The 19,674-nt window shown below is 34.7% G+C and carries 15 protein-coding genes and 1 other annotated feature (1 of these 16 running past the window's edge); of the genes, 3 read left to right on the top strand and 12 right to left on the bottom strand.

Features of this window, described 5'->3' with window-relative positions; translation table 11 throughout:
- Positions 1–53: 53 nt before the first annotated feature.
- From NCCP28_RS04155 to NCCP28_RS04180, 6 genes are read right to left on the bottom strand one after another with little or no spacing between them, the layout of a single operon-like run.
- A complete protein-coding gene (locus NCCP28_RS04155) occupies positions 54–1,259 on the bottom strand; it encodes a type II secretion system F family protein (RefSeq protein WP_248560113.1) in 1,206 nt (401 codons plus the stop codon).
- A gap of 4 nt (positions 1,260–1,263) precedes the next feature.
- Positions 1,264–2,301: a type IV pilus twitching motility protein PilT gene (locus tag NCCP28_RS04160; protein ID WP_248560114.1), complete on the bottom strand. Its 1,038-nt coding sequence runs from the start codon at positions 2,299–2,301 to the stop codon at positions 1,264–1,266.
- Between the two features lie 11 nt (positions 2,302–2,312).
- Entirely contained in the window at positions 2,313–3,974 is a 1,662-nt protein-coding gene (locus NCCP28_RS04165; protein ID WP_248560115.1) for a GspE/PulE family protein, read from the bottom strand.
- A 21-nt stretch (positions 3,975–3,995) separates the two neighbouring features.
- A complete protein-coding gene (locus NCCP28_RS04170; protein WP_248560116.1) occupies positions 3,996–5,390 on the bottom strand; it encodes a G5 domain-containing protein in 1,395 nt (464 codons plus the stop codon).
- 19 nt (positions 5,391–5,409) lie between these two features.
- Positions 5,410–6,183 carry a PRC-barrel domain-containing protein gene (locus NCCP28_RS04175; RefSeq protein ID WP_248560117.1) on the bottom strand — a complete coding sequence of 258 codons (774 nt, stop codon included), beginning with the start codon at positions 6,181–6,183 and terminating at the stop codon, positions 5,410–5,412.
- A gap of 26 nt (positions 6,184–6,209) precedes the next feature.
- A complete protein-coding gene (locus NCCP28_RS04180; RefSeq protein ID WP_248560118.1) occupies positions 6,210–7,472 on the bottom strand; it encodes an MFS transporter in 1,263 nt (420 codons plus the stop codon).
- Between the two features lie 155 nt (positions 7,473–7,627).
- On the opposite strand from NCCP28_RS04180, the gene NCCP28_RS04185 reads away from it, so the two are divergent.
- The 3 genes from NCCP28_RS04185 to NCCP28_RS04195 are packed head-to-tail and all read left to right on the top strand — an operon-like array spanning position 7,628 to position 10,759.
- Positions 7,628–8,119: a type IV pilus modification PilV family protein gene (locus NCCP28_RS04185; protein WP_248560119.1), complete on the top strand. Its 492-nt coding sequence runs from the start codon at positions 7,628–7,630 to the stop codon at positions 8,117–8,119.
- On the top strand, positions 8,103–8,687 hold the full coding sequence (locus NCCP28_RS04190) for a type II secretion system protein (RefSeq protein WP_248560120.1): 585 nt from the start codon (positions 8,103–8,105) through the stop codon (positions 8,685–8,687). The genes NCCP28_RS04185 and NCCP28_RS04190 overlap by 17 nt, the downstream gene beginning before the upstream one ends.
- 11 nt (positions 8,688–8,698) lie before the next feature.
- On the top strand, positions 8,699–10,759 hold the full coding sequence (locus NCCP28_RS04195; RefSeq protein ID WP_248560121.1) for a hypothetical protein: 2,061 nt from the start codon (positions 8,699–8,701) through the stop codon (positions 10,757–10,759).
- Positions 10,760–10,813: 54 nt separating this feature from the next.
- On the opposite strand, the gene NCCP28_RS04200 is transcribed toward NCCP28_RS04195, so the two are convergent.
- The 6 genes from NCCP28_RS04200 to NCCP28_RS04225 form a co-directional block, all read right to left on the bottom strand.
- Positions 10,814–13,714 (bottom strand): VWA domain-containing protein, encoded by a 2,901-nt coding sequence (locus NCCP28_RS04200; protein WP_248560122.1) that lies wholly within the window; start codon positions 13,712–13,714, stop codon positions 10,814–10,816.
- Positions 13,715–13,942: 228 nt separating this feature from the next.
- Positions 13,943–14,107 carry a GGDEF domain-containing protein gene (locus NCCP28_RS04205; protein ID WP_248560295.1) on the bottom strand — a complete coding sequence of 55 codons (165 nt, stop codon included), beginning with the start codon at positions 14,105–14,107 and terminating at the stop codon, positions 13,943–13,945.
- On the bottom strand, positions 14,034–14,486 hold the full coding sequence (locus NCCP28_RS04210) for a hypothetical protein (protein WP_248560306.1): 453 nt from the start codon (positions 14,484–14,486) through the stop codon (positions 14,034–14,036). The genes NCCP28_RS04205 and NCCP28_RS04210 overlap by 74 nt, the downstream gene beginning before the upstream one ends.
- Before the next feature lie 205 nt (positions 14,487–14,691).
- Positions 14,692–15,081 carry a hypothetical protein gene (locus NCCP28_RS04215; RefSeq protein ID WP_248560123.1) on the bottom strand — a complete coding sequence of 130 codons (390 nt, stop codon included), beginning with the start codon at positions 15,079–15,081 and terminating at the stop codon, positions 14,692–14,694.
- 247 nt (positions 15,082–15,328) lie between these two features.
- Complete coding sequence (locus tag NCCP28_RS04220) at positions 15,329–16,639, bottom strand: bifunctional folylpolyglutamate synthase/dihydrofolate synthase (RefSeq protein ID WP_248560124.1); 1,311 nt, start codon at positions 16,637–16,639, stop codon at positions 15,329–15,331.
- A gap of 94 nt (positions 16,640–16,733) precedes the next feature.
- Positions 16,734–19,382 carry a valine--tRNA ligase gene (locus NCCP28_RS04225; protein WP_248560125.1) on the bottom strand — a complete coding sequence of 883 codons (2,649 nt, stop codon included), beginning with the start codon at positions 19,380–19,382 and terminating at the stop codon, positions 16,734–16,736.
- Positions 19,383–19,455: 73 nt separating this feature from the next.
- Positions 19,456–19,674: a binding site (T-box leader), on the bottom strand (it continues 13 nt past the right edge of the window).

Here is a 19,674-nt window from a genome sequence, read left to right on the forward strand (position 1 = left end):
TACTAGATAAAAAGTTCTGTTTATATATATTTTTTTATGCAAATAATAACAAATCATTGAACATGATTAAAAATCTCAAACATTGGAACCATGATAGAAGTCACGATTGTACCGACAATTCCAGCAAGGAAAACAATCATAATTGGCTCAATCAATGATTTCAGCCGGTCTGTTGCACTTTCCACTTCTTTTTCATAAAAATCAGCTACTTTTGAGAGCATGGCATCAAGGGAGCCTGTTTCTTCCCCGATGGCAATCATTTGTGTTACAAGGGGAGGAAATACCCAATGCGCTTTCATCGGCATGGTCAAGGACTGTCCTTCTTCTAATGAACTTCTGGACTTCTGCAGAACCTTTGCAATCACTTCATTTTCGATAACACCTTCGACAATGGCAATTGCCTGCAATATCGGGACCGAGCTAGAGAAAAGAGAGCTTAAGGTTCTGGTCATTCTCGCCAACGCTGCTTTTTGCAATATTTTGCCGAAAACAGGAATTCTCAGTAAAACATAATCCAAGTAATATTTAGAGGACTTATTATTGCGCATTACTAGAATGCCTACTGTAAATGCAATCATTAATAACACAACAAACCACCAGTACTTTTGCATAAAGTTGCTTGCATTTAATACAAACTGCGTAATTGCAGGAAGTTCTCCTCCAAAATCTTTAAACATATCCACAAATGTCGGCACAATGCTGACAAGCAGAAAAATAACCACTATTACAGCAATTATTGCTATAGCAATTGGATAGGTGAGAGCCGAAATAATTTTTTGTTTGGTATAATGCTGTTTTTCAAAATGAACCGCAAGTCTTTCAAGGGTTTCATCCATGCTTCCGCTTGCTTCTCCTGCACGAACCATATTAACAAACATGCTTGTAAATACTTTCCGATGCTTTGCTGCTGCTGCAGATAGAGGATTTCCTTCCCGCAAATCCTGTTCTACTACTATTAGGGCTTTCCGCAGACTTTTGCTTTCGGTCTGTTCCGCTAGAATGGCTGTAGCATCAACAACCGTAATGCCCGCTTTAAGCAATGTAGAAAATTGCCGCAGATAAATAACAAAATCTTGAAGCTTAACAGAACCGCCAAACGTTATTTCCTTTGTCAGCAATGTTTCTGGAACTTCATTTATTTCTGTTGCTTTAATGCCTTTTTCCCTAAGCTGCAGCATTGCTTCCCTTTTCGATATGGCTGATATTACACCTGATTTTTTTCCTTTTCTGTCTCTGCCTTCAAATCTATAACGAGCCATCTCTTTACTCCTTTTCCTGTAAGTAAGGAAGTGCGGCTTCTTTTAAAATGGCGCCTGCATTCACTAGTTCCTTAACATTTGTTTCCAAGGTATGCATGCCAGCGGCTCTGGATGTTTGCATAATATTTAAAATTTGATGGATCTTTTCATTTCGAATTAAATTTGCAACAGCAGCATTATTGATTAAGATTTCAGTTGCTGAAACTCTTCCAGATTTATCTGCAGTCGGGAACAGCCGTTGTGATACAATCCCTACAAGAACAGATGCCAGCTGAATTCGAATTTGATCCTGCTGTGAAGGAGGAAACACATCAATAATTCGATTAATGGTGGCCGGCGCACTCGAAGTATGGAGTGTTCCCAACACTAAATGGCCTGTTTCTGCAGCGGTTATCGCTGTTTGAATGGTTTCTAAATCTCGCATTTCTCCTACTAAAATGACGTCTGGATCTTGTCTCAGCGATGCTCGCAGGCCATTTGCAAAGTTATTTGTGTCAAAACCTACTTCCCTTTGATCAATAATGCAGTTTCCATGTTTATGGAGATACTCAATTGGGTCTTCTAATGTAATGATATGTTTTCGCATATTTTCATTCATATAGGCTATCATGGCAGCAAGGGTTGTAGATTTTCCGCTGCCAGTTGGGCCGGTAATCAGAATAAGTCCTTGTGGTTTTTCACTTATTCTTTTTAATATTTGCGGCAATTTTAATGCATCTAAACTAGGAATAGAGGTTGGGACTATACGAATTGCCATTGCAAGGCACGCCCTTTGCTTGTATGCATTAATGCGGAATCTGGAAACTCCCTTTATGCTGTAGGAAAAATCCAGCTCTCCCTTTTCCTGAAACACTTCCCACATATTTTCTGGGATAATGGCTTTGGCCATTGCTTCTGTATCAGCAGGCTTTAAAATTTCTTTTCCGTACCTTTTCAAATCTCCATTTATTCTCAGGACGGGAGGAACACCGACCGTTAGATGGATATCAGAAGCTTTTAATTCAAATCCGACTCTTAATAAATGATCAATATTGTTATACAATAACACCCCTCCTAATCAGGGATCGCTACACGTAGAACTTCTTCTGTAGTAGTAATTCCTTGCTTTACTTTCAATAATCCATCATCAATCAGAAAAATGGTTTTTGCTTTAACTGCTAATTCACGCAGCTTCGAAAAAGACTCTCCGTTCATAATGACCCTTCTCATCTCATCATTTATCACTAAAACTTCATGAATCGCAATACGCCCTTTATATCCTGTCATATTGCAAGATGCACAGCCCTTTCCTCTGACAACTTTTTCAATGGACAATCCTCTTTTTGCAAAAATTTCTTGCTCGCGAAGACTTGCTGAATGAACTTGTCCACAATCTCTGCAAACCTTTCTTACCAAACGCTGAGCAACAATTCCACTTACAGAAGATGCAACTAAAAATGGCTCAACTCCCATATCCAGCAATCTTGTAACAGAACCTAAAGAATCATTTGTATGCAATGTACTTAATACTAAGTGACCTGTCAGCGATGCTCTGACTGCTACTTCAGCAGTCTCTTTATCGCGAATCTCTCCGACCATAATGATATTTGGATCTTGGCGCAATATTGCACGAAGACCTGTCGCAAAAGTCATGCCGACGTTCGGATTAACTTGAATTTGATTTATGCCTTCCAGTTGATATTCCACTGGATCTTCTACAGTAATAATATTGACTTCTTCCCCATTTAAACGGTTTAAAGCAGCATAAAGGGTAGAAGATTTACCTGATCCTGTTGGTCCTGTAATCAGCACAATCCCTGTTGGTTTTTCAATCATTTCAACAAATCGCATGAAATTTACTTTATTAAATCCCAATTTAGAAATATCATTTAACGTACTTCCTAAATCCAAAATACGCATAACTACTTTTTCTCCAAAAACTGTAGGCAAAGTAGATACGCGCAAATCAATAGGATGAAAATCCAGATTAATCTTTATTCTTCCATCCTGTGGTATGCGGTGTTCTGTAATATCCAGGTTCGCCATAATCTTCAACCTTGCGATTAAAACACTTTGCATATGTTTTGGCAAAACTCGCTCTGTTCGCAGAACACCATCTACCCTATATCGAATGATAACTTTTGTTTCTTGTGGATCAATATGGATATCACTTGCTTTTAATGTTGCGGCATTTGTCAGAATTTGATTCACTAAACGGACAATTGGGGAATCCTGTTCTCCCAATGATTCTTCAACCGCTTCTGAGAAGGCGCCGTTGTCTGCCAATAATTCTTCAAAGCCTTCATCCATATCATAGTATTTATTAATCGCTCTTAAGATATCGTCTTTTGTAGCAATGGCTGTTTCAATTTGAAATCCTGTGGCCAAACGCAGATCATCTATTGTATAAAAATCCATTGGATCTGCCATTGCTACGTAAAGTTTGTCCCCATCTTTTTTTAAAGGAATAATCAGCTGCCTTTTTGCCATTTCTTTAGAAACAATATGAAATAACTTTAGATCAAAGGGGTATCGATATAAACTAACATGAGGAATGCCAAGCTGAAATTCCAGCACTTCTATTAGCTGCTGCTCTGTAATATATCCTTTCTGCAGAAGACTGTCCCCTAAGCGTTGATTCGGATGCTTTTCTTTAAGAGCAAGCTGAAGCTGCTCTTTTGTCAACAGACCTGCTTCTACTAATAAGTCACCTAAACGCTTTCGAGTTTGTTTCATTTTCATTCTCCTCGTTCACCATTATTTTTCTACAGGTGCTTTCCCATTAGTTTCGCTTTCCTCTGTATTTTCCTGTATATTTTTCTTGCTGCTTTTTTTCTCCTTATCATTTGATTCTTCAGCTGAATTGCTGTCTGTTTCCGTAGATGCATCATTTTTTGCACTTCCATTATTTTCTGAAGCATCGGAAGTTTTGTCATTTATATTTGTTTCATCATTTGTATCTGTTTTTGCTTCCTCTTCTGTTGAAACACTATTTTCTTCTAATAAACCATGTGCAATCACTTTATTGACTGGAGCATAAAAATCTTCGCTCATCAGCTCTTTTTTTATTGTTTCTCCATTTTCATCTATTATTTTTCGATATACTTTAATCAGCGAACCATTTTTTCCCTCTGTTACAGTTTTGGATTCATTAAAATCTAATCCAGGATCAAATTGGATAATAGTTTTTGGTTTAAAACTTTTTTCATCTGAAAGCACAACCTCGTACTTATAGATAAAGGAATCTCCTATTAACGCTACATACAATTTTTGATCAATCATTTTAAAGGTAAGATTATATATTTCATCATTTGGATTATAGAATCGATAATCTATTTTTTTATCCTTGTTTACTCTCGCTTCATATCCTAAGGATGCGAATAATGGCAATTCATTGCTTAAGAACCTTTCCGCAACAGAAAAATTAGTCGCCAAAACAACTGTGTGTACAGCTGTCGCTACTTCACTTAAAGTCAAATTAGAAAAATTCTTTTCTTTTGCTTCTTCTGCTAAGTTTAAAAAGGAAACAGTAGAATGGGGCGCTATTTCTAAAGAAGGGAATGTTTTTACCCATTCCTTTATACTTTTTGCATTATCTGCAACAGCTAAAGTTGTCTCTGAAAGTACTTTTTGTTCCTCATTTTTGCTTACTTTATAATTATCTGCATCAATTAAAATTTCACCTGTTTGCAAAAATGCAGCAATTTCTACTAAACTATCGTTTAACTTATTTAGATAAAAGGAATCCTCTTTAACAATTTCTGAAGACAGAGATTCTAAAAATGAAGAAAGTTCTTCTCCATCCAATGACACTATCACACTATTCTGCGCTCCAGATTTTGTTTCTAAAACAGAATCTTGCAGGTTAAAAGCAAATAAATCTAAATCAAATTTTTTTGTTTTTTCCTTGTATTTAACCGTTATTTCTGTTTTTTCTTCCCATTCAGATTTCTTATTCTCTAAAGCATTTAATAATTCTTCTTTATTCATTGCTGCTGCATCAATTGAAGCAATTTTTGTATTTGCTTCAAAGACATCAGATGGATAAAACAGATTATTATATGCTCTCGCACCAAATTGAGAAAAAGAAAAAATAAATGCGGCAGTAATCATTATAGCTAATATAACCTTGATGACTTGAACGTTTTTCATGCAGTGTTTCTCCTTTATTTTAGGCTTTCACACTCATGGATAATTGGATAACAATACTCGGACCCGCATCTTGAGCACTCCTGATATCTTCCAATGATAAAACTTTCCCTTCGGCGAAAAGCAATGTACCTTCATCTGAATAGACATCCTTTGTTACCTTTTTATTAAGAAGTAGCTCTATTTGTTTTTCTTTTAATGCTTGCAAACGAAGCTCTTCCTCATTATTTGCCGGCATTTTCAGATAATCTTCCAGCAATTCATTTTCTTTCTGTTCTATTATTTCATGTATTTCTTCTTCATTTTTCCCCAAAGTCTTTTTCAAATTATTAGCAGCATCTTCCTTAACAATAATAATCTGCTTTCCATATGTCATAACATATTCAGATAAAACAATCGCTTCAGCATCTTTTAGCTTTATATTTAAGCCAATGATTTTCCCGCTGCCTTTATTTATATAAAATCCAAGAACTTTGCCCAAAAGATCCCCTTTTCTTGTAATAACATTTGTATCTAGAGCGGCAATTTTTTTATCTGTTGATTCACCTGCTATTAAGATTTCCTTTAAATCTATAATAGAATCAGCATTTTCAATTGTAACTGCATATCCTCCAATGCCAATTACTTTCTCGAATGGAATAGCCTTCATGCTTTTTTGCCATTCTTCTTGTTTAAATATTACAAAATCAACCGAACTCCCTGCTGGATTAATAAGAAGAGATTCAACAATTCCTTCTTGTTCGCCCTCCAAAATACTAATAATTGGTAATTTTTTCATTTGTGAACTATTTTCCATTACAAACCTCACCTAGTCTTTCTAAATTAATTAAGTAAATAGTTTTGCTCCATAAAAATTAACTGATCTAAAAGAAGCGGTTCATGCTGGAATTTTAACTTTAAGAGTTCAAATAAATTTTTTAGCTTTTCATATTCTTGAAAATGAATATATTGCTCAATCAAAAGAGTAGAAAAGGCGAAATACTCATACTGCGGAATAAAATCACTCATACATTTTATTAAAGTTGCTTCATATTCTTCTTTAGAAATAATATTTTTCATCAGCTTCAACTGCTTAAAGGTATTATCAATCACTTGATGTGTAAGCAGATGAGCTGCTTGGCCATTTTTATCATCTTTTATTTGCAATATTTTATTCTCTATTACTTCTTTATTATTTACTAATTCCTCTTTATCAGAAATGCTCTCTTGTTTATCTACCAATAACGGAAAACCTTCTAATTCTGATTCTAAATTATTTGTTTCTGCATCAATATTAAAAGAAAGTTCTTCCTCCTGATCTTTAAAAGAAAATATTTCTAATTCATCTATTGCTGATTTATTCTCGCTTATTTTCTCCAGAATATCTTTACTTACATCAGTTGATGACAAGAAATTTTCATTTTCTTTGGATGAAGCAGCTAAAATGGAAACATCTCTATCTTCTAGCATCTTTTCTATTTCATCCATATAAATTATTTCATTCAGTACCCCAGTAACTGTATCATTGGCATCTTCTATTGAAGTCTCTCTTTTTTCTCCTTCATTCCAAAAGTCTCTATCCAATTCTTCAAGCAACATTTCTGCTGGTGTTATTTCATCAAGCTTGTCTCTGTCTGAAATAACATTCTCCAGTAAATTTCCTCCTAAATTATCGCTCATTTCTTGAGGAATAATCATATTGTCTTCCTCTTGCATCGAAAAATCTTCTGTTGCTACATAATCCTCCAAAGAGGAATCTGCTTGTTTTTCCTTTTTATCAATTAATTCGCTCACTGCTTCTGCTTCATTGGGAACATCCTCCCAAAAAAACTCATCTTCTATTTCATCTTCATTAGTATGAAATAGTAATTCCGGAGATTTCTTCATTAAAAAATACGTAAAAATAATGGCCAATAGCAACATTAATAAACCTATCTGCCACCAGGAAAAAATATTAATATACTGCGAAAACAGTCCAATTACAGAAATAAAAAAAGCTACACCTATAATTGCCAATTTACCCCTTTTCGAGAAATTTAGCGGCAATAAAAAAAATATCGGAAGCACAAAAACCAAGGAAAAAAGTGCTAATATATATATAATCATTGTACACCTCTTCAAAAAATAACTTCATCTATCTAAAATATACATTTTTTTACAATTAAATCGAACTTTCGGATTATTTTTTCGACTAATAAGGAATGTAATAACTAATAATGATTGTATAATAAGTTTAGTAATTTTGAAAGAAGGGTAAATTTATGAAATTTTCTAAGCTGTTTTCTAGTGCAAAGGGTCTAACCTTGATTGAAGTACTTGTTTCTTTAACCATACTTAGTATTATTTTATTAGGTATAATGAACTTCTTTAATCAAGCTTATTCTTATACAAATTCTAACCAAAAGAAAACTGCTGCTGTAAATGTTGCCAGAAATGCAGCATCTTTTATGGAACAGTCCTCTTTTATCCAAATAAAAACTATAGTAGAAAAACACCCAAATGTGACAGGATCCTTAGTTATATGTGACAACAGTGGATATGCTATCAAATGGAGCCATGAATCCAGTTCAAATAATCTGTGCAAACCGATTATAATTAATAATATAAGCTATCATGTTGAAATTCTTCCAAAGCTTGATGAAAAATATACCTCCTACTTTATCCCTTTCCATGTAAAAGTGAATTGGAGCGTCAATAAAAAAAACTACAATACATCAGTAGAGGGGGCTATAAAAAGTGAAGATCTTCGATGAACGGGGAATTACCTTAATGGAACTATTGGCAACAATTACGATATTAGCTATTGTGCTTCCAGTAATTTATAGCGTCTTTAACTCTGGTCTCTCCTTGTACAATAAAATCCAGATTGAAGGACAGTTGCGCGATGATGCTGACTATGCCATATCTATGATGTTGAACGCTTTTAACAGCATTCCATTTGATAATGTGCAAACCTGCGGAGAAAATTGCATTCAGCTTAATAATGTGACACATACTGATTTAGAAAAAGTAGAAAAAGAGAATTCTTCTTTTTATTCAATCCAAGAAAATAAAGAAAATGCTGCAGAAGACATCAGCCGCCATAAAATTGCATTAGTGAATAATACAATAAATAATGAGAAAATAAAATCTGTTGCTGTTGACGGCAATATATTAGATGGGATTGGGAACTTTGATGGTTCAACCTTCTCGCTTACATGTTCGCAAAAGTCTAAAAACAATGCTGATTTGTGTGAACATGGCTTTATTGATGTTCAATTTATCATTGATCAAAGCAGATTAAAAAAACCTCTTGCTTTAGAAAGCCAGTTTGGATTTTAAGGAGCACCAAAATGATGATGAAAAACCAAAATGGAAATGCGCTTATTATTGTTTTACTTGTTTCTTTAGTTTTTACCACTATCGGACTTGCTATTGTAGCCTCGACCATAAGCGGAACAAAAAGAGTGGAAACAAGAGAATCAGATATAGATATTACGTATAAGAACAAAAAAGTCCTAGAAGAAATTATTTCCGAAATCGCTGAATCACTAGACAATTTGCCGATTAATAATTATACGTATGAAAATGCAAATCATTTATATATCAACAATACTTCTTTTGAAAAAGATTTAAAAACACAAGTACTGATACCAAGTTTAAATAGTGTGCTTGATAAAGAATCATATAAAAATTCTGTAGAATGCCTCAGTATTGTTGATTTAAGCAGCGGAACGCCTAGCGCCAATGATATAGTTCATTCATCAAATGAATGTGCATTAAACAAAATAACTACAAAAAGCATCTATACAATTAATAAAAATCTTGATTTTACGAGGGTATTGGAAATTATCCTTGTGACAAAAAATCCAAATAAAACAGAAGGAAACGTTACTCGAACACTGAAAAAACGCATTATTCTTTCTTCATTGCCTAGCTTTCTTAAATATGCAGTCGGATCCGATTCATCCAATAATGACGAAGGATTATTTTTAAATGGATCTCCTAATATAAATGGCAATATTTATGCAAATCAGTTAGCAATAACAAACAAAGCGAAATATCAATTAAAAAATGGAAGATGGGCAGAAGAAGACTCACTTATGCCTTCTATAACTGGAAGCATCTATAGCAGTACAGCCAATTTAATACCTGTATTGATAGAAAATAATTTTTATAAAAGGGTTGTTCCAACACTTAATCATGACAGCCAATTTATAAATATCGACTTTGATTCAACCATTGTCCAAAAAATCAATAACATCTTAAATGTAAACAACCTAAACATAGAACTATCTTCTATTGATAGCATTAATAATTTAACTTCTCTATTGAAACAGGAGATTGCATCCATTCCTATAACCGAAATTTCCAATACAGATGGAACAATAGAAAAAGTTCTTCAGCAGGAAACTCCATCAACAGTTATTGGAGAATCCTTGGAAAAATTAAAAGAAAGCTATAGAATAGAAAGCACTGGAAGCCCATTAATTTTTACAACCCCCATTAAACTCAATGGAGATGTAGTCATTAACAGCAATGATGCATCCATTACTTTTAAAGATAAAATGATTGTTGATGGAGATTTATATCTTGTCAGCAATGATAACTTAGCGGCTAATGATAATATTTTTGTAACAGGAGATATTCATATTATTAACTTTGACGGGAATTTCACATCAATGAAAGATATTATTGCTGCAGGAAATATTATTGTTGAATCAGAAGCAAATCAAAAAATTAATAATAAAAATGGGGTAACAGTAAAAGGAACCATGTTAGCCGGAGGAAAAATAACTATTCGTCCATTCAATACATCCATTAACTTTCAGGATAACTTAATAAGTCTTGATGCATTTACAATAAAGGGCGATGAAACAGGAGAAGAGGCAGGGGAAAATGATACAGTTCAATTTAACTCTGTTGTATATTCATTAGCTGAAGCATTTTTATCAAATAGTAATATAGTTGGCGCTCCTTATATAGATGACAATGGGGTCAACAAATTAGGGCAATTAGTGTTGTTAGCAAAAAAGAAACTGACTATTACAAGAATGAATGAGTTTAATAACTTTTCCAATTTAAATGAAACCAGTTCTTCTTACTTGCCGGATAAAGATGAAGAAATCCTTCCATTGCAGGCGTTTTTTTATACAGAGGAAGATGCAGAATTATATGGAGTCGGATCATTGTTTTATATTAAAGGGGGAATTTTTGCAAAACGTTCATTAGAAATCAATGCCATAAGAGCAAATTCCAAAGTAAGAAATATTGTCAGTATTCCACGATCTTCAGAAAACTATTTATCCCGTTTTATCGTCGATTATGACAAGGATGTATTGCTTAAAGGCATTGATGCCCTGCCAATCGTTGATAAACTGCAAATTATTCCAGACGAATTTATTATAGAGTAGACAAAAAAGGGGATCGCATTTTGAGTGTAATTCCCCTTTCTCTATCAATATCCGTTACCAGCGTCCTTCGCCGGTATCTTCATTTGTACCGTCATTATTATCTGACGAACCGCTATCTTTTACCACTTCAAATAATGCAGAGTCTTTTGGCTTTTTGCCATTTTTCTGCTCCTCAGCAGTAGCTGTAATGTTAGAATATCCAATCTTTACTCCTTTCACATAAAACTCATCATTGATTTTCACTACTTCCACCTTATCAGGCATACTAGAAACAACACTTTCCAATTCCTTATTCGTAGCATTAGATGGGTTAAAAATCAACAAATCTTTTATTGGGACAAGATTATTGTTATTCTCACTAATTTCCACTTTGTACACTGGTTTTTCAAATTTTATTTCTTCTAATGCTATATATGGATCTACAACCTTAATCGGCACCTTAACTTCTAGATTAGATCCATCTATCGATTTTACAATTAATTCTGTTGTTCCATCTTGATTTCCTAGTATGGTATTTTGTCCAGGAATTAAACTAGCTATGGACGGATTGGAAATTTTAATATCTAAGTTTTTATTTGTCGCATCATCAGGAGCAATTGTTAGCGTAAAGCTCCCTGTTTTGCCAACCGTCAATTCAATCGGATTTGGCTGAACAGAGATCGATTTCACTATTTTTGAAATGGTAATCTTTTTAGAAACTTCTTCATTATTAGCAAATCCGCCGACTGCCCTAACCTTTATTTCATTTAATCCTGCGTCAGTAATTGGTATAACATTATTTAGAGTAAACTCTTTCCAGCCTGTTGATTGGCTGCTGTTATTGATTTGATAATAATACACTACATTATTTCCAGCTACCTTTTGAGATATTGTTCCATTAATTGACTCAGCGGACGTATCGTTACTATTATATTTTTTCCCTGTATCCTTTCCAATCAAATCATAATCCGGAATCATGTATAAATAAGCTTTGCTATTATCAGAATAAGTTATCTCAATTGTTTTATTGCTGGATCCTGATTTAAATACCATATCTTTTACTGCTTTATTTGGCAAATTATAATCATTAGGCACTTCTGTTTGGGCAAGTTTAGCATTTGTCGATAGCTCTTTCTTTTCTATAATCCCTACTGCGTCACCTTCATATTTATTAGCAGTTTGCTCTTTTAGCTGTACTTTCATATTAATAGATTGGGTTGAAGCAGGAATGCTTGTTGCATTGCTGCCTGTAAAACGGGAATCAGTATAAGTCAAGCTAGCTTTAGGCATAGTTAAATTATATACTGCATAATCCACCTTAAATTGTATACTTGAAGTTATTTCTGTTGGCGAAAAGCTTCCTTTGGCATAACTTGCTTCCTTATTCAACAAACTAATGACGGCATATCTTTGCCCATCAATGACTTGTTCTGCTGCATTAGTTGTTGAAACTAGTGATACACCATTCGGAATAGGCTGTTTTATTACTAAATTAGCAAGTTTTCCGCTTACAGTACTATTTACAAGATTAGCAGGCTTTAATGAGTAATTAACATTAAAATAATTGGTTTTATCTGTAGAATTACTTGTTTTGATTAAATTATTCAACTCATTTACTTCTTTTTCCAATGTCATTGATGAATTAAATCCTGCTGGCGCATCATCTTTAACTATTATTGTTGTACTGGCTGTTTTTTCGCGCCATACACCTTCAAGGTCGCGATACTGCAGTGCAATATTGTCAAAGCTATACGTTCCAGTACTGCTAAATGTCAAAGGAAGAGACACATCAATAGGACTGTTTATCTCTTGATTAATTGGAAATAAGATATCTTTTTTTATAATAATATTTCCCGAACTGTCTACTGTTGCATTTGCTCCATCGGCTAATTTTACCTTATCTCCAAATTTAGAGATATTAATTTTTACCGTTGCTGTAATAGTTGGTGTAGCAATTTTTTGAGAAATATCCTCGAAAATTTTGGCAATTGTAGTGGTAGAGGCTTGCTGTGCCGTTACTCCCGTTGTTTCTGAAAGCTTTTGCAAATAGGGCATATCCACTTCGCTATTTGTGCCGAATCCTATTGAATAAAGTTTAATATTATTGTTCGCCAGATTTGTAACCTCTGTTTGAACATGGGACTTGATTGCATTTTGGACTGTGCTTAGTTTTGTTGTAGTCATCGTGCCATTTGACCTTACAGCTTTTGCCGTATTATTGGAATAAATAGTATACGTAACCGTATCATTCACCGTTTGTGTTTTTGTTTCATACACATCTTCATACCAACAATAGCCAAAAAAGCATTTCTTTTCTGATCCTACTTTTACCTTGACTGTGTCTTCAAAGCTTTCTACAGCTTGTGAAGAAGTTGGCTGACCATCTGTTAAAAAGAAAATATATTTATTCACATTGCTGCTAGCTGCAGTCAACATGTTATTGGCTGTTTGAAAAGATTGCGTATAATTTGTCCCCCCTACAGCAGACAAACCTTGTGCTCTCGTTTTGATTGTTTGCAGATTGGCTTTAACTGTACCTGTTGTCGGTAAAGATACGATTGGAAAACCAACTACTTTATCTGTTTCCACATCACTTGAAAATGGAATAAATGCAAACCGATCATTTTTATTTGGATCTGCACTAAAGTAATTTACCGCTTCTGACATCGCATTTTTTGCACTAAGAAATTTCAATGGATTATCACCCAATTCATCCATTGATCCTGATTTATCGAAAATAAAGGCTACATCTATTGGAGAACGATTAGCATTTGTAGCTTTTCCTTCTGGCGATAATCGTATATCTAAACTTCCTTGTGCAGAGCTGCCCGATGGCTTAACAATCTCACTCTGTGAAGGGGCTACAGTAAAACTAACCGCGGGGCTGGTTGATGCTGCACTTGTGACATTTGGAAAAACCAATATAACAAGCAGCAATGCTACTAAATATTTACTATAAAAAAGCGTTCTCCTCATCAATTTCCACTCCAATTCCATTACTCTTGAACTAAAATTATCATTAAACATTAATTTATTTCATTATACCAAGTACTTTTTTACCATGATACTTATTTTCTATCTTATTGTAATTCCAATTCTCACCATTCTATTATTGCATTTGCCGAATTTCTATTCCCTTTGTTGAGATAGAAAAAGAAAAAGAACTCCCAATCTAGAAGTTCTCACAAATAAATAACTATTTTCTTACTTCATATATCTCGCTACACGATTTCTGTCCGCTTGCTTTGCTCCAGTATAAAGAACCCTATCTGCATGCCTTATTAAGGCTGGCGGTTCATCTGCATCGTTTGGGGCACTGGCCAAACCAGTTGATGCAGTAATTTTTATTTTTTCTGTCTGATTTTTCATGCTTTGTTTGATGATAAAAGAATATAGGGCAGCCATTCCACTTTTTTATGATAAATAACCGGTCCTTTGTTGCAAGGACATTGCCGCAAATCCCTTCATTTATAAACAACACATCTGAGAAGGAAGAAAAAACACTTTTATTCTCTACCCTCATGTATAATACAAAATCCACTTTAAATAGCTTGTATAAACTATTAGTAAAAAAATCAATTGTTTCTTTCACTTGTAAATTTTGAGTTAATTGATATCCCAATTCGGCGATTGCTTTTAAATAGTCATTTACTGTTCTGCTTGAATGATAAAAACGCAACATAACCGTAAGAAAAATAAAAGGGATGCCAGTTAAAATAAGGAAAATTAAGCCAATTTGTTCATACATAATATATAAAGCAATGCCTACTGAATAAGTAACAAGTGTTTTTACAAACTCCCATCCCAAAACTAGTGTAAAAAAATTTTTTTACTCTTATATACAACTCGGCTAATAAAATAAATCAAAATTGCATTTAACAAAAAATAAATAAGCGGATATAAAATAACCAAAAAAAAAGAGAATTTGAATAAAGCAAAATATCTGCCGCATGTTATCCACCCAGCCCATAATAAATAAGCCCGCTAAATATAGAAATCAGAAAAAACATGCTGGAATTTAACGGCAATCGAAAACTTGTTTCTTTTGATAATCTTAACTGCAGCAAAATTGGGATGAACGCCAGCTGTACAAGCACTGTTTCAATAAATAATCCGAAAATTAAAAACACAAAAAGACTGGCCCATTGGAGAAAAAACACCGATCTCCCATTTATCATCATCGGCATACTTGCGACAACTGACATAAAAAGCAAAAATGCTAATATATCTGATGCATTGCTATCAATCTTTGGTGGATAGGTTTGATAAAGAAAGCATAATACAAATGGCAGCAGCATAAGCCAAACTGCCCAGATTGATATTTTTACTGGTGGCTTAACCAAATACTCCACCTCTTATTTCAGCATTAATATCTCTAGCCCAGCCTGCCCGCAGACAACCAATACTTTCAGCAAAATAAGCAGGCGGGAGACTAAAAATAAAAAGAGTGCCAATTGCAGCAACCTTCAGACTGATTAATGCTTGCCAATTTTTTTTGGCAAAAGTATATCCTTCTTTGGGTATTTTTATTTTTCTTCCGAAGTTATCTCCTGCATACAGATAACAGTTGACATTTATTTATATTTCCACTTATTTTGCCGTTCTTTTGCCTTTCCAATAAGCTTTTACAGCAGATAAAAAATAAAGGGAACCTGTAACAATAAGCATAGAGTCTTCTTCCATTTCCTCTAATTGTTCCTCAATTGATTTTTTCCAATCTATTGAATAAGTCTTTTGTTGATGACGGCTTTCTTTATATAGCTCATGGCATGTTGCTGCACGCGGATAGTCAAAAGACACAAAAATAATTTTATCGGCAATCCTATCAAGCTGATAGATCATTTTATCCGTTTTTTTATCAGAAAGTGCCGCAAAAATAATCGCCTTTTTTTTATCTTTAAATCGTTTGGTTAACTCTGCTGTTAAAGCCTGTACTCCTTCTTCATTATGAGCTCCATCTAAAATGACAAGAGGCTTTTCTGATACCATTTCAAAACGCCCCGGCCATTTCGCTCCTTTCAGCCCCAGCCGGATATGCTCTTGTGTAATTTGAGGGAATATTTCTTTTCTTAATAGGCTTGCTGCCATCACCGCTAATGATGCATTTTCAATCTGATGTTTTCCCATCATCACTATTTGCAAATCTTCAAGTTTTTCTGCAGCAGTTTGAAACGTAAAGCTTTCTCCTTGCTTCCATGATATAAGATTATCTATTATAAAGTGTTTATCAAGAAAATAAGTAGGGGCATTCTCTGTCTCCGCTTTTTTAATAATTTCTGCTAATGCTTCTTCTTGTTTTATTGCAGCAATAATTGGCGTATTTTTTTTGATGATCCCTGCTTTTTCCCTGGCAATCTCCTCATATGTATCCCCTAATATAGCTGTATGGTCTAAGCCAATACTTGTGATGATGGATAAAATGGGATAGATGATATTCGTCGAATCAAAACGTCCTCCGAGACCAACTTCATAAATAACTATATCAACGGGCTTAATAAACGCAAAATAATAAAAGGACATAGCTGTGATGATTTCAAATTCGGTTGGACCACCAATTTCCATTTGATCCATTTCCGCCACAATTGGATACAAAATATTGCATAGTTTTATAATATCTTCGTCACTTATAGGTTCGCCGTTAATGCTTATTCTTTCATTAAATTGCTCAATATAAGGCGATGTATAGGTGCCAACTGTTAATCCTCCACTTTCTAATATGCACCGAAGATACGTAACGGTTGATCCCTTTCCATTTGTTCCTCCAATATGGACAGTTTTTAATTTTTCATCAGGAAAATTCAGTTTTTCCATCATCCTATTCATTCTTGTTAAACCTGGTTTTATTCCTAATCTTAGACGGGAATGAATCCAGCCTAATGAATCTTCATATGTTTGAAACATTTCTACACCCGCTTTTTATTATCATAAATTGACTTATATAACAAGACGAATCCAAGTTAGGATTCGTCTTGTTTCTTGCCTTATTGCCCCGCTTTTACGCTTCGCCTTTTAATTCTTTAATGCGTGCCTCAACTGTTGCTCTTTTTTCTAAGTAATCTTTTTCTTTTGCCTTTTCTTCATTGATTACTTTTTCAGGAGCTTTTTTCACAAATCCTTCATTTCCTAGTTTTTTCTGAACACGTTCAACTTCTTTATTCCATTTGTCCAGCTCTTTTGTTAAACGGGCAATTTCTTCTTCCATATTAATTAATCCTTCCAATGGAAGAATAATTTCTGCTCCTGTAATAACAGAAATCATCGCCTTGTCAGGAGTAGCAATTTCTGTTGCGATCACTAGATTCTCTGGATTGCAGAAACGTTCTATATACGCTTTGTTCTCTTCTAATGTGCTTTGCACATCTGCATCTTTTGCTTTTAATAAAATGCTGATTTTTTTGCTCATTGGTGTATTTACTTCAGCACGGCTGTTGCGCACAGATCGAATAATTTCTACTAATAATTTCATATCATTTGCAGCTTTTTTATCTGTCCATTCTGGATTCACCTCTGGCCATTTTGCTGTTGTGATCGTCTCACCTGCATGAGGAAGGTTCTGCCAGATTTCCTCTGTAATAAATGGCATAAACGGATGCAATAAACGCATTGTGTTATCTAAAACATAGGCCAAAATGGAACGAGTCGTTAGTTTTGCTTGTTCATCTTCCCCGTATAATGGAAGTTTTGCCATTTCAATATACCAATCGCAGAAATCATCCCAAATGAAGTTATAAAGCACACGGCCGACTTCTCCAAATTCATAGCGGTCAGAAAGACGGGTTACCGTTTCAATTGTTTCATTTAGCCTTGTTAGAATCCATTTATCCGCTACAGATTTTTCTCCAGATAAATCAATTTCTTCATATTTTAAACCATTCATATTCATTAATGCAAAACGGGAAGCATTCCAAATTTTATTGGCAAAATTCCATGTAGATTCTACTTTTTCCATGCTAAAGCGCAAATCTTGACCTGGTGAACTGCCAGTAGATAAGAAATAGCGAAGAGAATCTGCACCATAATTTGCAATAACATCCATTGGATCAACGCCATTTCCTAATGATTTACTCATTTTTCGGCCTTGTTCATCGCGCACTAAACCATGTATTAACACATCTTTAAATGGACGTTCTCCTGTAAATTCTAGCCCTTGGAAAATCATGCGAGACACCCAGAAGAAAATAATATCATATCCAGTTACGAGCGCTGCTGTCGGATAGTAGCGTTTAAAATCTTCTGCTTCCTTTTCAGGCCAGCCCATTGTTGAAAATGGCCATAATGCGGAACTGAACCATGTATCCAGAACATCTGTATCTTGCTCCCAGTTTTCCAAATCTTCTGGAGCCTCTTGATTTACATAAATTTCGCCAGTTTCTTTATGATACCACGCTGGAATTCTGTGTCCCCACCAAAGCTGACGGGAAATGCACCAATCACGAATATTTTCCATCCAGCGCAAATACGTGTTTTCAAAACGTTCTGGTACAAAGTTTACTTTGTCTTCTTCTGTTTGCAACGCCACAGCTGCATCTGCAAGTGGCTGCATTTTAACAAACCATTGTGTAGAAAGATATGGTTCTACAACTGCTCCACTTCTTTCTGAATGCCCAACAGAATGCATATGCTCTTCAATCTTAAATAAAACGCCTGCTTCTTGAAGGTCTTTTACAATTTGTTTGCGGCATTCGAAACGATCCATGCCTTTATATTTGCCTGCACGATCATTCATTGTGCCGTCTTCATTCATTACAAGAATTCTTTCTAAATTATGGCGGTTTCCTACTTCAAAGTCATTTGGATCATGTGCAGGTGTCATTTTAACTGCTCCAGAACCAAAATCCATTTCTACATAATCATCTGCTACAATCGGGATTTCTCTTCCAACAATCGGCAGAATAACTGTTTTGCCAATTAGATGCTGGTAGCGTTCGTCTTTCGGATGTACAGCAACGCCCGAATCTCCAAGCATCGTTTCTGGACGAGTTGTAGCCACTTCAATATATCCAGATCCATCCGCCAATGGATACTTCATATGATAAAATGCACCCTGCACATCTTTATAAATTACTTCAATATCAGAAAGTGCTGTTTTTGTAGAAGGGTCCCAGTTGATAATATATTCCCCTCTGTAGATCAAACCTTTATTGTAAAGGGAAACAAACACTTCGCGAACCGCTTTAGATAAACCTTCATCTAATGTAAAACGTTCTCTTGAATAATCTAATCCAAGTCCTAATTTAGCCCATTGTTCCCGAATATGGCTTGCGTATTCTTCTTTCCATTTCCATGTTTCTTCCACAAATTTTTCTCTTCCCAAATCATATCTGCTTATATTTTGACTGCGCAGTTTTTCTTCCACTTTCGCTTGTGTTGCAATTCCTGCATGGTCCATTCCAGGAAGCCACAATACATCATAACCTTGCATCCTTTTCATTCTTGTCAGAATATCTTGCAGCGTTGTATCCCAAGCATGGCCTAAATGCAGTTTACCTGTAACATTTGGCGGTGGAATTACAATAGTATAGGGTTCTTTTCCTTCGGTCGGTTTCGCTTCAAAAAACTTATTATTTATCCACCAGTCATAACGTCCTTTTTCAATTTCTTTTGGATCGTATTTTGTAGGCATTGAAATTTCATTTGGTTCCATTTATTTTTTCCTCCTAATTATTTATTCCATTCAAATCAAAATATTTTGGCAAATAAAAAAACCCCTATCGTCATAAAAGGACGAATGGAGTTTTGTTCGCGGTACCACCTTTTTTCCAATATAAAGTATATTGGCTCTTTATAGATGATATCGGAATCTATCCGTCTTTCACTAATAAGAAATTACCGTTCGCAAAAGAAGCTCAAGGGCTACCTTCCAATGGATTGAATAGAAATCTTTCAGCAAATGATTTCCTCTCTACAATTCAACTTATACATTGTACTACTCCCTG

Origin of the sequence: Niallia sp. NCCP-28 (assembly GCF_023168165.1) — a bacterium.
Lineage (GTDB): Bacteria > Bacillota > Bacilli > Bacillales > Cytobacillaceae > Niallia.

Excerpts from the sequence above, each read along its gene's own strand:
- NCCP28_RS04165 (WP_248560115.1), bottom strand. The coding sequence starts at position 3,974 with ATGAAACAAACTCGAAAGCGTTTAGGTGACTTATTAGTAGAAGCAGGT.
- NCCP28_RS04185 (WP_248560119.1), top strand. The coding sequence starts at position 7,628 with ATGAAATTTTCTAAGCTGTTTTCTAGTGCAAAGGGTCTAACCTTGATT.
- NCCP28_RS04175 (WP_248560117.1), bottom strand. The coding sequence starts at position 6,183 with ATGGAAAATAGTTCACAAATGAAAAAATTACCAATTATTAGTATTTTG.
- NCCP28_RS04210 (WP_248560306.1), bottom strand. The coding sequence starts at position 14,486 with ATGTATGAACAAATTGGCTTAATTTTCCTTATTTTAACTGGCATCCCT.
- NCCP28_RS04180 (WP_248560118.1), bottom strand. The coding sequence starts at position 7,472 with ATGATTATATATATATTAGCACTTTTTTCCTTGGTTTTTGTGCTTCCG.
- NCCP28_RS04225 (WP_248560125.1), bottom strand. The coding sequence starts at position 19,382 with ATGGAACCAAATGAAATTTCAATGCCTACAAAATACGATCCAAAAGAA.
- NCCP28_RS04205 (WP_248560295.1), bottom strand. The coding sequence starts at position 14,107 with ATGAAAAATCAGACAGAAAAAATAAAAATTACTGCATCAACTGGTTTG.
- NCCP28_RS04200 (WP_248560122.1), bottom strand. The coding sequence starts at position 13,714 with ATGAGGAGAACGCTTTTTTATAGTAAATATTTAGTAGCATTGCTGCTT.
- NCCP28_RS04220 (WP_248560124.1), bottom strand. The coding sequence starts at position 16,639 with ATGTTTCAAACATATGAAGATTCATTAGGCTGGATTCATTCCCGTCTA.
- NCCP28_RS04170 (WP_248560116.1), bottom strand. The coding sequence starts at position 5,390 with ATGAAAAACGTTCAAGTCATCAAGGTTATATTAGCTATAATGATTACT.
- NCCP28_RS04195 (WP_248560121.1), top strand. The coding sequence starts at position 8,699 with ATGATGATGAAAAACCAAAATGGAAATGCGCTTATTATTGTTTTACTT.
- NCCP28_RS04155 (WP_248560113.1), bottom strand. The coding sequence starts at position 1,259 with ATGGCTCGTTATAGATTTGAAGGCAGAGACAGAAAAGGAAAAAAATCA.